The organism is Streptomyces sp. NPDC047525 (assembly GCF_040643025.1).
GTDB classification, from domain to species: Bacteria; Actinomycetota; Actinomycetes; order Streptomycetales; family Streptomycetaceae; genus Streptomyces; species Streptomyces durmitorensis.
Window position 1 is genome coordinate 676,750 of the sequence record NZ_JBEYTL010000002.1, and the last position, 12,984, is coordinate 689,733.

The window sequence follows — 12,984 nt, forward strand, 5'->3', positions numbered from 1 at the left end:
GGCGGGGAGCCGAGTGGCGTCAGGTGGTGCGGTGCGGCCCGGTGGGGCGGGCCGATGTCGCTTCCCCGCTTGTCATCGGGGGTTCTGCCGTGCTGCCGAGGGGGGAGTTCACGTCGCCCGCGAGGGGCGCCGTGAGGTGATCCAGGATACCGGTGAGGGTCAGGAGCCGATCGAGCTTCGCGGTGCGGTCGTCCAGATGGAGCCGGACGCCGGCCGCGCCGGTCCTGCGACGGATCATCAGCAGGATCGAGAGCCCCATCGAGTCGACGACGTCGAGCCCCGAGCAGTGCAGGTGCAGGTCGTCCAGGCGCGGGTGTTCGGCGAGCTTGTCGGTGACGGCGTGCAGGAGATGGTCCGCGTTGTCGTAGTCGAGATCGCCGTGGAGCTCTATACGGACGGTGTCCTCGGTGTCGACCGTGGTCAGGCGCAAGGGGGCGGGTGGTGTCGTGGTCATGCGGGCTTTCCTGCGGTGGTGCGGTGGTGGGCGGTGAGCGCGGCGATGCCGCATTCGAGGGTCCGGGCGGCTCTGGGGAAGTCCTTGAGCTCGCGGGCCAGGATGCCCAGGGCCGGTGGCAGGCTGTGCGCCGGTACACCGCGCGCGGTGAGGATCCCCGCGGTCCAGGAGATGAACCAGGTGAAGAGGTCCTCGTCGCCCAGGTAGAGGGCGGTGGCGAGGAATTCCACGATGTGCGCGAGGTCTTCCGCGGTGTGTTCACGCTGCGACTCGCTGTACGCGCGCATGGCGGGGAACGCCTCCTCGAGCGCCGTGAAGACGGTGCGCACGAGGGAGGTCCTGCTGCGGCAGACCATGGTGTATTCCTGGTCGTCCAGATGCGGCAGGTCGTCGATGGGCTGGTGGTCGGGATGCGGGCGCCGCAGCGGCGCCCGGGCGAGGCGGTCGGCGGCGGCGCGGGCATCGGGAGCCCAGGCGTCGGCGCCCAGCAGGCGGGCGTACTTGCCGTCGGGCCCGAACGCGGCTCCGCCGGCCAGGACGGGTACGCCGATGGCCTGGCAGGCGGTGATCGCGGCGTGCGCGGTGGGCAGCCGGGCCGCGATCGAGCTGGAGAGTGCGACCACGTCGGTGTCGGTGCGGTGCAGGTGGGCGATGAGGTGCGGGGCGGGGACCTGCGCGCCGAGGTAGTCGACGTGCCAGCCGCGCAGCTTCAGTACCTCGGCCAGCAGACGCGCGGGCAGCGCATGCCATTCCCCGTCCACACAGGCCACCGTGATCCTGCCCCGGCAGGGGGTTGTGCGCGCGGCCGGGTGCACGGAGAGCGCGGCCACGGCCCGCTCGCTGATGGCTGTCGCGGCGTGCTCCTGGGCCACGGTGAGGCGGTTGGCGGCCCACTCCTCACCGACCTTGCCCTGGACCGAGGCGATCACGTCGAGGAGCACGCTCTCCGGTGCGACGCCGTCGTCCAGGGCGTGCAGCACCACATCGGTGGCCGTGTACTCATCGGCCGCCGAGACGGCTTCCCACAGCTCACCGGCCGCTTGCTCGACTGCTGCACCGGCGGGCGGCCGGTGTGGAGTACGGGTCGTCATCCGGTGTACCTGCCCCGCGTACGGCCGTTCACCGCACTGAGATGCTGGGTGCGGGGCGCGGAGATCACCACGACCGCCATGTCGTCGTGCCGGCCTTTGCCGACCCACTGGGAGGCGAGCATCTGGACGCGCTCCACGATTCCCTCCGAGGGCATGCCCGCGCACTCCGTCAGGACGCGCTGGAGCCGCTTCTCACCGAACTCGTCCCCGCCCATCGGCCCGCCCTTGGCCTCGGTGATCCCGTCGGTGTAGAGCACGCAGGACTCGCCGGGCGCGAGAGTGACCGAAGCGGTCCGGGCCTGGGCATCGGGAATCGCCCCCACCAGCGTGCCGCGCGTCTCGGCCTCCTCCACCGCGCCATTCGTACGGACGATCAGCGGAGCCGGATGACCGGCACTGGTCAGCCGCAGGTTCACCGCGCTGCCCTCCCGCACGGCGGAGGCCAGGACCAGCGTCGCGAAACGGGTGTGATGGGAATTGACCAGAGCGGTGTTGAGCAGGCTGATCATCCGCTGGTGGTCGTCGGCGAGGGGAAGCAGGGCGTGCAGGGTGTTGCGGATCTTGCCGGTCAGCACCGCTGCTTCGAGACCCTTGCCGCAGACGTCCCCGAGCGTCACGAGTGACGCCTCGCCCTCGACAGCCGCGGGGTGCACGTCGTAGAAGTCCCCGCCGATCCGTTCATGGTCCTCCGACGGGCGGTAGCCGCCCGCGAAGTCCACACCGGAGATCTGGTGCAGCGAGGGGGGAAGCAGCTCGCGCATCAGGACCTCGGTGATCGAGGTCTGTTCCGCGTACAGGCGTGCGGCCGACATGGCGGCTCCCGCGCGCGTGGCGAACAACCGGGCGAACACTTCTTCACCGTCGGTGAACGCGGCCGTGCTGGAGCGGCGCAGCAGGACCAGCGCACCGGCCGCGACTCCGTGACCGGGCAGCGGGGTGATCACTATCGAGCCGACAGGCCCGAAGTCCTCGGGCACCATCCAGTCCGGTGCCACGGAGGGATCGATCCACCGCGACGGCACCGGCGGGAAGCCGCGCAGCGCCTCTCCGAGTCCGGGCACATCGTCCGGATCCGCCGACTCCTGGGACCGGACGGGGCTTTCGCCGCGCAGGCACGTCGTCACCGGCAGCCGCGCTCCGCGCGAGGGCGCGATGACCAGCGCCGCATCGGAGAGATACTCCGCGGCCAGCTGCGCCGTCACGCCCATGCAGCGCTCCAGGTTCAGGGAGGAGAGCAGCAGGTTGGACGACTTGGCCAGGAACTCGGTCCGCTCGCGCTCCATGTGCAGGGCTTCACGGACCAGCCGGTGGTCGGTGTCGTCGACCAGCCACCACACCACGGTGCCGTCGGCCCGCACGCCGGTGTGCGCCTCGAAGCTGAGCTCGCCGATCGCACCTGATGCCGGTCTGTCCGCTGTCCGGTCGGCACCCCGGTCAGGCCCCCGCAGCGCGTCGTGCGCGGCGCAGAGCCAGTTGGGGACCACGTCCGTGAAGACGGCGCCGGGCCGAGCCCGGGGCAGGAGCGCACCGGCCGCGTCGCTGCGCAGCACGATGACGCCCTCGGCGTCAGTGACGAGGACGGGGTAGGGAGCATGACTCAACGGAGAGTCCTGCTCTGTGGCGGCGCCGATCTGCGCGGGGGGAGAGACCAAGAATTGAGGACCCGCTGGGCGAATCCCTCACCTCATCAACTCGAAGGAACGTTGCCTTGAAGCAACCATCCCTCACGTCCCACACGTCTGGCAACCAGCACTGATGCCCGCGGAACTGTGTGGCCGCCATGGGGTTTGACGGCCTCGGATCGGGACACCCGTCGGGGCGCGGCCCCCTATGTCGGATGCGCCTTCAACCCCTCGGACAACCGGCTGGTGGCTCTGTCCGGACCAAGGCCTGACCTGCGGCGCGGTGTTCCGCGGCTGTGGTCGGATCTGTCCCGTCGAGCAGGATCGCGATTCCTTCGTGGGCCAGCGCTTCCTCATTGCGGTAACCCAAATGAGGGGCGAGCTCCAGAGCCTCGCGGTGCAGGCGCAGGGCTTCGTCGGGCAGGCCCGCGAGGCGGCAGGTCTCTGCGTAGCCGTTGAGGAAGCGGATCTTCCAGTGTTCCTCGAAGAGCTCGTCAAGGAGCGCGAACGCCTGCCGGTGGGCGGTCAGCGCCTCCTCGTGGCGGCCCATGCGCCGGAGCGCGACACCCAGGCAGTTCAGGCACCACGCCTCGTTGTGCAGGTGCCCGTCCTCGCGGGCCAGCGCCAACGCCTGCTGCAGGTGTTCCGCCGCCTCGTCGGGTTCTTCGTGGGCCATGGCCACGCCGAGGGTGATCCGAGCCGTCAGCGTGGGCGGCCATGCGGGGTCGGCGTGGGGGACGGCGAGCACCTCACGCGCCCGCTGTGCCGCCTCCTCGCGGTGTCCCAGCTGCAGCATCGCCCAGGCCTCCGACGCGGCAGCACTGGCCGTGCCGGTGGGGGAACCGGCCCGCTCGTACAACTTCCCCGCCAGCCTGAAGAGTTCGAGCGGCTCCTCGACATAGCCCTCGTCCCACTTCAGATAGCCGCGGCGCAGCGTCAGTTCGGCCTCCGATCCGAAGTCCCCCGTCCGGGACAGCCGCGTCCGTGCCGCCTCGTACGCGGCGTCGGCCTCCGCCATGCGGCCCGCGTTGTAGCGCGCGAAGCCCAAGTCGCTGTGTGCGTCGGCAAGTTGCAGGGGATCGCCCAGGCGTTCGGCGGCGGACAGAGACCGTTCGAAGAGTACGTTGAGGTGCGTCGTGCCGCAGCGGCGCGCGAAGTACGCCCGCAGGAAGCGCGGCAGCTCGCACACATGCGCATCGGCCCCGACGGCGTCCGCCGTCTCGAAGGCGGCCACCAGGTTCTCGTACTCCGCGACGAGCCAGGCGAACGCCGCGTTCTTGTCGGTGAAGTGCGGGAGGGCTGCCGGTGGCCTGCCCGCCGAGGCCGGTCGGCCCGGGGACAGGAACGGCATCGCGGCGTCCGCGGCGGCCGCCGCGTGCACGTAGTAGTCGAGGAAGCGGCCAAGGGCCCGTTCCCGCTCGGCCTGCGAGTCCTGCTCGGCGCCCGCCCGGCGCGCGTGCTGGTGCACCAGGTCGTGCAGCCGGTAGCGCCCGGCCGCCGACTCCTGTACGAGGTGCGCGTCGACCAGGTCCTCCAGGATCGCCCGCGCGCTGCGCAGCGGTACGTCCGCGAGCGCCGCCGCCAGGTACGCGTCGAAGGAGCCGCCGGGCAACAGACCAAGCAGCCGGAACAGGCGGGCCTGGGAGCGGTCCAACTGCCGTACGGACATGGCGAACGCGGTGTCGAACTCGCTCGGGCCCTCGGCCATCCGCTCGACGAGAATGCCCACGGTCCAGCCGGGACGGTGACGCAGCCGGGCCGCGGCGAGGCGCAGGGCGAGCGGCAGATGGCCGCACAGCCGCAGTACCTCGGCGGCGGACTCCGGGTCGCGTGCCAGGCGGCCGTCGAGGCCGCTCGGGTCGCCGCTGGCGCGGGCGAGGAGCTCCGCGCTCTCCTGCGGACTCAGCACGTCGAGGGAGACCGGGGGCACCTCGTCCAGGCCGATGAGCCGGTTGCGGCTGGTGATCAGGGCGACGGACGGACCGGCGCCGGGCAGCAGCGGCCGGACCTGGTCGGCGTCGGCGGCGTTGTCGATCACCACGACGACCCGGCGGTCGGCCAGCTCCGACCGCCAGCAGGCGGCCAGTTGCTCGACGCCCTCCCGCGGGACCTTCTCGGACGGGACATCGAGCGCCCCGAGCAGCATCCGCAGCGCGGAGTCGGGGTCGAGCGGTTCGCGGCCCTCGGTGAACCCGTGCAGATCCACATAGAGCTGGGCGTCGGGACAGTCGGCGGCGAGCCGGTGCGCGGCGTGTATCGCCAGGCAGGTCTTGCCCACACCGGCCATGCCGTCGACGGCGACCACTTGGTGGCTGCCCACCGCGGCGAGCACGGCGTTGAGTTCGGCCTCGCGCCCGGTGAAGTCGGTTACGTCGCGCGGCAGATCGTTACGTGGCCTCGGCCTGCCCTGGCGGCTGGACTTCGGGGGTGCGGGGAGCGGGTTGGAGGAGCGTTCCCACAGGGGGCGCAGCGGACGGGGGTCGCGCTTGACGAGGCGACAGAGCGCGATCACCGCGGGCCAGGGCGGCACGGTCTGGCCGCTGAGGTAGCGCGAAAGCGACGAGGAGCTGAGACCGGCGTCCCGCGCCAGTGCCCGTACGCCGAGTCCGGACAGTTCTTGGATCAGGCGCAGCCGGGCCGCAAGGTCGTTCTGCGGGTCCGCCGTCGCGGTCCGTTGTGGTGCATCCACCAGGTACCCCCCATGTCCCGTGTCGCCAGAAACCTACCGGGCCAAGTCTTCGCTGCTCAAGGCTGTTTCAGCTGTCCCACGGTGTCCCATCGCCGTGGTCGTGGCGAGCGGATCGGGCTGATATGGAGTCACGCCCCGAGGGAACGGGGAGCGAACCGGAAGAAGGAGCACACCGAGATGCAGTCCCGTATGCAGAACCCCGCAGTCGTCCTGTCCGACGCCATGCCGGCCATCCAGACCCTCTTCAAGGCCGTGCACTCCGGCGGGGTGGAGGGGCAGACCCTGGAGCTTGTGCACCTGCGGGTCAGCCAGATCAACGGCTGCAGCGCCTGTGTCGACGGCGGCGCGAAGTCGTCCCGCAAGGCGGGCGTCAGCGACGAACGGCTGGCCACGGTCGCCGCCTGGCGCGAGGCCCCGTACTTCACCGAGGCGGAGCGGGCCGCGCTCGAGCTGGCCGAGGCCGCGACGCGCCTCGCCGACCGTTCCGACGCGGTGAACGACGAGGTGTGGGACGCCGCAGCCACCCACTTCGACGAGAAGCAGCTGGCCGCGATCGTCCTCATGATCGGCGTGACCAACCTGTTCAACCGGCTCAACGCCACGACCCGCCAGATCGCCGGTGCGTGGGGCTGACCTCCCGGCGCGACCGCATCCCACCCGGCCACTCATCCACCCGCGTACGTAAGGAAGCCCGCCATGACGACCACCCAGAAGCCCACCGCGACCGCCGAGAAGTTCGACGGATTCACGGATGAGGAACGCGGCGCGATGAAGGCGCGCGCCCAGGAGCTCAAGGCCTCCTCGCGTCGCGGATCACGCGCCGACAAGGCGGCGGAGGAAGAGGCCGCCGTGCTCGCGAAGATCGCCGAGATGCAGGAATCGGACCGCGTCATGGCCGAACGGATCCACGCCGTGATCAGGGAAAGCGTGCCGGTACTCGCGCCGAAGCTCTGGTACGGGATGCCCGCGTACGCCAAGGACGGCAAGGTCGTCTGCTTCTTCCAGAGCGCGCAGAAGTTCAGCGCGAGGTACGCGACATTCGGCTTCAGCGACAAGGCGAACCTCGACGACGGCTCCATGTGGCCGGCCTCGTACGCCCTGACGGAGTTGACCGCCGAGGGCGCGGCGAAGATCGGGGCGCTCGTGGAGAAGGCGGTGAACTGAGCGGGGCGGCGGGGCCGCCTCGGCCGGTGAGGCGGGTGGTGCGGCCGGTTTCAGAGGCCGGGTCGGCGTGTCCTTTGCTGGAACGCGGCCCGGCCCTCGCCGCATGTCTCGGCCACGAGGAGCCACAGGCCGCGCAGGCTGTCCACCAGGACTTGAGCGGGCCGGGAGCCGTGGGGATGGACCTGGCGGGCGCTGATCCATTCCACGAGCATGCGGCCCGCCTGGCGGGCCGTCGAAGCCGACCCGATGGCGTAGTGGCGGTTGCGTCCTTCGGTCGCCATGAACCACATGGCGTCGAGCGATTCGGCCACCTGCTCGCGCAGGCTCCCCAGATCGTCGTCCGTCACGGACAGCAGCGTGGCCAGTCGCTCCTCGCCGCAGGTTTCGCGGCGTTCCGCCCGCTGTTCGCTGTGGCACAGGGCGGCCAACAGCCAGGCGGCCCGGGAGCGTTCGGGGGCGGCGTCGAACGCCATCGCGCTGCGCAGATCCGCCATGAAGACGGCGTCGTGAGTCGGCAGGGCGGGAGCGTTGAGCCAGATCAGAACGCTGCGGACACGTTCGTCGAGTTCCGCGCGCGAGGCCGTGGCGAGGTCGCGGCGCCGCTTCAGATTGGCCCTCATCTGCCGCACGGCGTCCCGGTGGTGGGCCATGTCCAACGCGGCTGCCGCCTCGGCCCAGTTGTATTCCGGCGGATCGGCGTCGCGATGCTCCGCCGGCACGCTGTCCAGGACCGCCCGCTCGTCGTCCCGTCGCTGCACGTAGGTCCCGAAGAAGGTCTTGGCCAGGGCGACCCGTACCGGCTGGGTGGGCACGGGAACGCCGTTGAAGAACGCGAGGAGCACCAGGTCGTCGACCGCGCGGCAGTGCTTGGCGCACTCCAGGAGGCCCAGCACGAGGGCTGCGGTCTCCACGGGATGGACCCGCAAGCCGCCGACCTGAATCAAGGTGTCCGGCCCGGGGCGTGGGATGAGTCCAGCCGCTCGCCAGCGCTCCAAGCGGGCCGCGCTCAACTCCAGCCCGGAGTCCGCTGCGATACGGATCAAGTGACGGTCGGCCGCGTTGGGTGTGTTCCTCACCATGGCCGTCACGCTACGGAGGTCGGCCTCGCGTTCTGGGCGGGTGAGCGCGGGGAGGCTCCTCGGCGGACGTCGGCACGCCCCGAGCGGAAGTGATCACCGGGCTAAGGGGCAGGCCGCCGGGCCAAGGGGCAGGCTTGACGTACTTCATGGTGAAGTGCGACGTGAGTGGCCGACGGTGCAGGCGGCACGTCCCCGTGCCCACTCGGCGATGGCTCCGGCGGCCAGAGCCGCGCCCAGTGCGCAGACCCCGGACCAGCCAGCCGTCGCCCAGACGACGGAGGCGAGCGCGGAGCCCAGGGCGCCGCCGAGGAAGAGGCTCGTCGCGAACGCCGAGTTGATGCGGTTGCGGGCCTCGGCGTCAAGCGCGAACAGGATGGTCTGGCTGCTGTTGAGGACCGCCTGCTGGCCGATGGTCAGGACTACGACACCGACCGCCAGCCAGGCCAGGGAGTGTTCTCCCGCCAGCAGGATCAGCCAGCCCGTGAGGAGCAGGGCGGTGGCGACGCCGGTCACCCGCTGGGCGTGGCCGCGGTCGCTGAGGCGCGCCGCGAACGTCATCGCCAGCACACCCACGGCACCGAACAGGCCGAACAGGCCGATCGCGGGCGCGGACCAGTGGAACGGCGCACCGGCCAACAGGAAGGTGAGCGCGGTGAGTTGGACGCTGTACGAGGCGAAGGACAAGGCGCCGAGCAGGGCGCGGCGGCGCAGCACCGGCTCCTTCCGCAGCAGGGAGAGGGTGGAGCGCAGCAGGGCCGGGTAGCGCAGGTCGGCGGTGACCGGCAGGTGCGGCAGGCGGCGGTGGAGCGTGAGGGCCGCGCCCGTCATCAGGACGGCGAGGACCCAGTACGCGGTGCGCCAGCCGCCCAGTTCGGACAGGCCACCCGCAGCGGTCCGGGCCAGGAGGCCGCCGAGCAGAACACCCGACATGACGGTGGCGACGGCACGCCCCCGGGTCTCGGCGGTGGCCAGGGCGGCGGCGTGCGCGACCACGACCTGCGCGCCGACCGAGGTGAGGGCCGCCAGGATGGTGCCCGCGAGGAGGACCGGGCCGCTGGGGGCGAGGGCGGAGACGCTGAGGAAGAGGGCGGTGGCCAGGAACAGGGTCACCGCGAGGCGGCGCCGGTCGACGACGTCACCGAGCGGGACGAGCAGCAGCAGCCCGAGCGCGTACCCCGCCTGCGAGGCGGTGACCACGAGCCCCGCCAGGACGCTGCCCAGGTGGAGGTCCTGGGAGATGAGGTCGAGCAGCGGCTGGGCGATGTAGTTGCCCGCGGCGGACAGGCCGGTGGCGACGGCCATGAGGAGCAGCAGGCCGCGGCGCGGGGCGCCGTGCTCCTCCGGATCCGTGACGCGCTGGCGGTGAAGTCCCGTCTGTGTCATGGCAGTCAGCCTGGGGCCGCCCCCATTGATGAGTCCAACACATCCTTGTCATCCCAACGATCGCGCAGCACGATGGATCGCATGGAGCTGCAGCAGTTGCGCTATGTCGTCGCCGTCGCCGAGACGGGTGGGTTCACGCGTGCCGCCGAGCGGTGTCTGGTGGTGCAGTCCGCGCTCAGCCATCAGATCGGGAAGCTGGAGAAGGAGCTCGGGGCGCGGCTGTTCGAGCGGACCAGCAGGAGAGTGGCGCTCACACCGGCGGGCGAGGCGTTCCTGCCCGCCGCGCGGCAGGCCCTTGAGGCCGCGGAGCGAGCGCGGGCGGAAGTGGCGGCGGCGACGGGGGAGATCCGGGGGCGCCTTGCCATCGGGGCGATCTCGACGGTGACGGCGGTCGATGTGCCGGAGTTGATGCGCGCGTATCACGCCACGTATCCGCAGGTCACGATGCGGCTGATCGACGGCATGAGCGAGGCTCTGGTGCGCGGGGTGCGGGAAGGGGCCCTCGACCTGGCCTTCCTGGGCGTGCCGCCTTCGTTCCGTACGGACGATCCCGGCCTGGGCACTCGGACGCTCGTGGTCGACCGCCATGTGGTGGTCGTGGCCCCCGACCACCCGCTGGCGGGCGAGGCGTCGGGCGACCCGGTGTCGCTGGCGCGGTTGGCGGACGAGGTGTTCGTGGACTTTCCCGCGGGCATCGCCGCTCGGGCGCAGACCGACGAGGCGTTCCAGGCCGCGGGGCTGCGGCGCGAGGTGGCGTTCGAGGCCAAGGGCCTGGAGTTCTTCGCCGGCTTGGTGCGCGGCGGGCTCGGCATCGCGCTGCTGCCGTCGCGCCTGGTGCCGAGGCTTCCCCGGCTGACGGTGGTGCCGGTGACGGACGGGCCGGTCCGCGAGGAGCGGCTGGTGTGGAGCCGGACGCGGAACTCACCGGCGGCCGCCGCGTTCCTGGAGTCGATGCCGGGTTGACCGACGGCGGCCGGGGCAGCGGCAGGGGTAGAGGGCGGGGGAGCGGGAGCAGCCCGGCGCCCGGATGGCACCTGATCACCCGGGTGAGCCGTGTCTCACCAGGGCGGCCCCACTTGTCTATGCAACGAGTTGCATAGCAGGATCGGGGCATGGCGCTAGAGCACGCGATCCTCGTCTCGCTCCTTGAGAAGCCGGGCTCCGGCTATGAGCTGGCCCGGCGGTTCGAGCGGTCCATCGGATACTTCTGGACCGCCACCCACCAGCAGATCTACCGCGTCCTCAAGCGCATGGAGAGCGACGGCTGGATCGACGTCCGCGAGGTGTCGCAGCAGGCGCGGCCGGACAAGAAGGAGTACTCCGTCGCCGCCCTCGGGCGGTCCGCGCTCTCCCAGTGGCTGCACGAGCCCATCGAACCCGAGAGCGTGCGGCACGAGCTCGCCGTGAAGATCCGCGGCGCGGCCTTCGACGACCCGGTCGCCCTGATCCATGAGGTCGAGCGGCACCGTCAGGCGCACACCGAGCGGCTCGCGCGCTATCTCGCGGGGGAGCGGCGTGACTTCACCGGACCCGAAGCGCCCGCCACGCCCGACGCCGGGCAGGAGCTCCAGCATGTCGTGCTGCGCGGCGGCATCGCGTACGAACGCATGACGCTCGCCTGGCTCGACGACGTGCTCGACACCCTGCACCGGCTCGGTCCCGAGGACTGAACCGGCACAACGCTCCACGCCGCCTCCCCACCCCACCGCACCATCACCCCTCACCTCCCGAGCCGGAAAGGCGAACAACCATGGCCGACCCGCTGCTGTTCAACCCGCGCACCTACGACCCGAAGCAGTTCGACCCCGAGACCCGCAGGCTGCTGCGCGCGACCGTCGACTGGTTCGAGGCCCGTGGCAAGCGCCGGCTGATCGAGGACTACCGCACTCGCGCCTGGCTCGCGGACTTCATCGAGTTCTCCGCCAAGGAGGGCCTCTTCGCGACCTTCCTCACCCCGGCCTCCGCGGCCGAGGGGAAGCAGGACGCGCGCTGGGACACCGCCCGGATCGCCGCCCTCAACGAGATCTTCGGCTTCTACGGGCTCGACTACTGGTACGCGTGGCAGGTCACCATCCTCGGCCTCGGCCCGGTCTGGCAGAGCGAGAACACGGCCGCCCGCACCCGCGCGGCACAACTCCTCTCCCAGGGTGAGGTGTTCGCGTTCGGCCTGTCCGAGAAGACCCACGGCGCCGACATCTACTCCACCGACATGCTGCTGGAGCCGGACAGTGACGGTGCCGGCGGCTTCCGGGCCAGCGGCTCCAAGTACTACATCGGCAACGGCAACGAGGCCGGGCTGGTCTCCGTCTTCGGCCGCCGCACCGACGTCGAGGGCCCCGACGGCTACGTCTTCTTCGCCGCCGACAGCCGTCACGAGGCATACCACCTCGTCAAGAACGTCGTCGACTCCTCGAAGTACGTCAGCGAATTCCGTCTGGAGAACTACCCGGTCGGCCCCGACGACGTGCTGCACACCGGTCGCGCCGCCTTCGACGCCGCACTCAACACCGTCAACGTCGGCAAGTTCAACCTCTGCACCGCCTCGATCGGCATCTGCGAGCACGCGATGTACGAGGCCGTCACCCACGCGCACAACCGCATCCTCTACGGGCGCCCCGTCACCGCCTTCCCGCACGTGCGCCGCGAGCTGACCGACGCGTACGTCCGCCTCGTCGGGATGAAGCTGTTCAGCGACCGCGCCGTCGACTACTTCCGCTCCGCGGGCCCCGACGACCGCCGCTACCTCCTCTTCAACCCCATGACGAAGATGAAGGTGACCACGGAGGGCGAGAAGGTCATCGACCTGATGTGGGACGTCATCGCCGCCAAGGGTTTCGAGAAGGACACCTATTTCGCCCAGGCCGCCGTCGAGATCCGCGGCCTGCCGAAGCTGGAGGGCACGGTCCACGTCAACCTCGCCCTGATCCTCAAGTTCATGGGCAACCACCTCCTGAACCCCGCCGAGTACGAGCCCGTGCCGACCCGCCTGGACGCGGCCGACGACGACTTCCTCTTCCGGCAGGGACCGGCCCGCGGCCTGGGTGCCATCCGCTTCCACGACTGGCGCACCGCCTACGACGCGTACGCCGATGTGCCCAACGTCGCCCGCTTCCGCGAACAGGCCGACGCCCTCTGCGAGTTCGTCACCACGGCCGCCCCCGACAAGGAGCAGAGCCGCGACCTCGACCTCCTCCTCGCCGTCGGCCAGCTGTTCGCCCTCGTCGTGCACGGCCAGCTGATCCTGGAGCAGGCGCGCCTGACCGGCCTGGACCAGGACGTGCTCGACGAACTCTTCTCCGTTCTCGTGCGCGACTTCTCCGCGCACGCCGTCGAACTGCACGGCAAGGACTCCGCCACCGCACAGCAGCAGAGCTGGGCGCTGGGCGCGGTGCGCCGCCCGGTCGTCGACGAGGCCCGCTCGGCGCGGGTGTGGGAGCGGGTCGAGGCGCTGGCCGGGGAGTACGAGATGGCCCCGTAGCCCTCCCTGTTCAAAAGCCCCCGG

11 protein-coding genes are annotated in these 12,984 nt (G+C 71.1%); 5 read left to right on the forward strand and 6 right to left on the reverse strand.

Going from position 1 to position 12,984, the window contains the following annotated elements; translation table 11 throughout:
* Positions 1-19: 19 nt before the first annotated feature.
* The 4 genes from ABZ833_RS07875 to ABZ833_RS07890 form a co-directional block, all read right to left on the reverse strand.
* On the reverse strand, positions 20-454 hold the full coding sequence (locus ABZ833_RS07875; protein WP_361042568.1) for an STAS domain-containing protein: 435 nt from the start codon (positions 452-454) through the stop codon (positions 20-22).
* Complete coding sequence (locus ABZ833_RS07880; protein ID WP_361042571.1) at positions 451-1,545, reverse strand: cobalamin B12-binding domain-containing protein; 1,095 nt, start codon at positions 1,543-1,545, stop codon at positions 451-453. Before ABZ833_RS07880 ends, ABZ833_RS07875 begins: the two co-directional genes overlap by 4 nt.
* Complete coding sequence (locus tag ABZ833_RS07885) at positions 1,542-3,146, reverse strand: SpoIIE family protein phosphatase (RefSeq protein WP_361042573.1); 1,605 nt, start codon at positions 3,144-3,146, stop codon at positions 1,542-1,544. Before ABZ833_RS07885 ends, ABZ833_RS07880 begins: the two co-directional genes overlap by 4 nt.
* A gap of 244 nt (positions 3,147-3,390) precedes the next feature.
* Complete coding sequence (locus ABZ833_RS07890) at positions 3,391-5,856, reverse strand: tetratricopeptide repeat protein (protein WP_361042575.1); 2,466 nt, start codon at positions 5,854-5,856, stop codon at positions 3,391-3,393.
* Positions 5,857-6,033: 177 nt separating this feature from the next.
* Here ABZ833_RS07890 and ABZ833_RS07895 point away from each other — a divergent pair, with 177 nt between their 5' ends.
* Both ABZ833_RS07895 and ABZ833_RS07900 read left to right on the forward strand, forming a co-directional pair.
* Positions 6,034-6,489, forward strand: a complete 456-nt coding sequence (locus ABZ833_RS07895) for a carboxymuconolactone decarboxylase family protein (protein WP_249592197.1) — start codon at positions 6,034-6,036, stop codon at positions 6,487-6,489.
* Between the two features lie 63 nt (positions 6,490-6,552).
* Complete coding sequence (locus tag ABZ833_RS07900; RefSeq protein WP_361042578.1) at positions 6,553-7,020, forward strand: DUF1801 domain-containing protein; 468 nt, start codon at positions 6,553-6,555, stop codon at positions 7,018-7,020.
* A gap of 50 nt (positions 7,021-7,070) precedes the next feature.
* Here the strand turns inward: ABZ833_RS07900 and ABZ833_RS07905 are convergent, their stop codons facing one another.
* A complete protein-coding gene (locus ABZ833_RS07905) occupies positions 7,071-8,099 on the reverse strand; it encodes a hypothetical protein (protein WP_361042580.1) in 1,029 nt (342 codons plus the stop codon).
* A gap of 144 nt (positions 8,100-8,243) precedes the next feature.
* Positions 8,244-9,482, reverse strand: coding sequence for an MFS transporter (locus ABZ833_RS07910; protein ID WP_361042583.1), 1,239 nt, complete (start codon positions 9,480-9,482; stop codon positions 8,244-8,246).
* Between the two features lie 81 nt (positions 9,483-9,563).
* On the opposite strand from ABZ833_RS07910, the gene ABZ833_RS07915 reads away from it, so the two are divergent.
* The 3 genes from ABZ833_RS07915 (at position 9,564) to ABZ833_RS07925 (ending at position 12,960) form a co-directional block, all read left to right on the forward strand.
* The gene (locus ABZ833_RS07915; protein WP_361042585.1) at positions 9,564-10,445 is read left to right on the forward strand and encodes a LysR family transcriptional regulator; all 882 of its coding nucleotides are present in this window, start codon (positions 9,564-9,566) and stop codon (positions 10,443-10,445) included.
* Positions 10,446-10,594: 149 nt separating this feature from the next.
* Positions 10,595-11,152, forward strand: coding sequence for a PadR family transcriptional regulator (locus ABZ833_RS07920; protein ID WP_361042588.1), 558 nt, complete (start codon positions 10,595-10,597; stop codon positions 11,150-11,152).
* An 80-nt stretch (positions 11,153-11,232) separates the two neighbouring features.
* Positions 11,233-12,960 (forward strand): acyl-CoA dehydrogenase family protein, encoded by a 1,728-nt coding sequence (locus ABZ833_RS07925; RefSeq protein ID WP_361042590.1) that lies wholly within the window; start codon positions 11,233-11,235, stop codon positions 12,958-12,960.
* Positions 12,961-12,984 lie beyond the last annotated feature (24 nt).

What these genes read in the sequence shown, in the direction of transcription:
- ABZ833_RS07875 (WP_361042568.1), bottom strand. Translation starts at nt 454, where the DNA reads ATGACCACGACACCACCCGCCCCCTTGCGCCTGACCACGGTCGACACC.
- ABZ833_RS07880 (WP_361042571.1), bottom strand. Translation starts at nt 1,545, where the DNA reads ATGACGACCCGTACTCCACACCGGCCGCCCGCCGGTGCAGCAGTCGAG.
- ABZ833_RS07895 (WP_249592197.1), top strand. Translation starts at nt 6,034, where the DNA reads ATGCAGTCCCGTATGCAGAACCCCGCAGTCGTCCTGTCCGACGCCATG.
- ABZ833_RS07900 (WP_361042578.1), top strand. Translation starts at nt 6,553, where the DNA reads ATGACGACCACCCAGAAGCCCACCGCGACCGCCGAGAAGTTCGACGGA.
- ABZ833_RS07905 (WP_361042580.1), bottom strand. Translation starts at nt 8,099, where the DNA reads ATGGTGAGGAACACACCCAACGCGGCCGACCGTCACTTGATCCGTATC.
- ABZ833_RS07910 (WP_361042583.1), bottom strand. Translation starts at nt 9,482, where the DNA reads ATGACACAGACGGGACTTCACCGCCAGCGCGTCACGGATCCGGAGGAG.
- ABZ833_RS07915 (WP_361042585.1), top strand. Translation starts at nt 9,564, where the DNA reads ATGGAGCTGCAGCAGTTGCGCTATGTCGTCGCCGTCGCCGAGACGGGT.
- ABZ833_RS07920 (WP_361042588.1), top strand. Translation starts at nt 10,595, where the DNA reads ATGGCGCTAGAGCACGCGATCCTCGTCTCGCTCCTTGAGAAGCCGGGC.
- ABZ833_RS07925 (WP_361042590.1), top strand. Translation starts at nt 11,233, where the DNA reads ATGGCCGACCCGCTGCTGTTCAACCCGCGCACCTACGACCCGAAGCAG.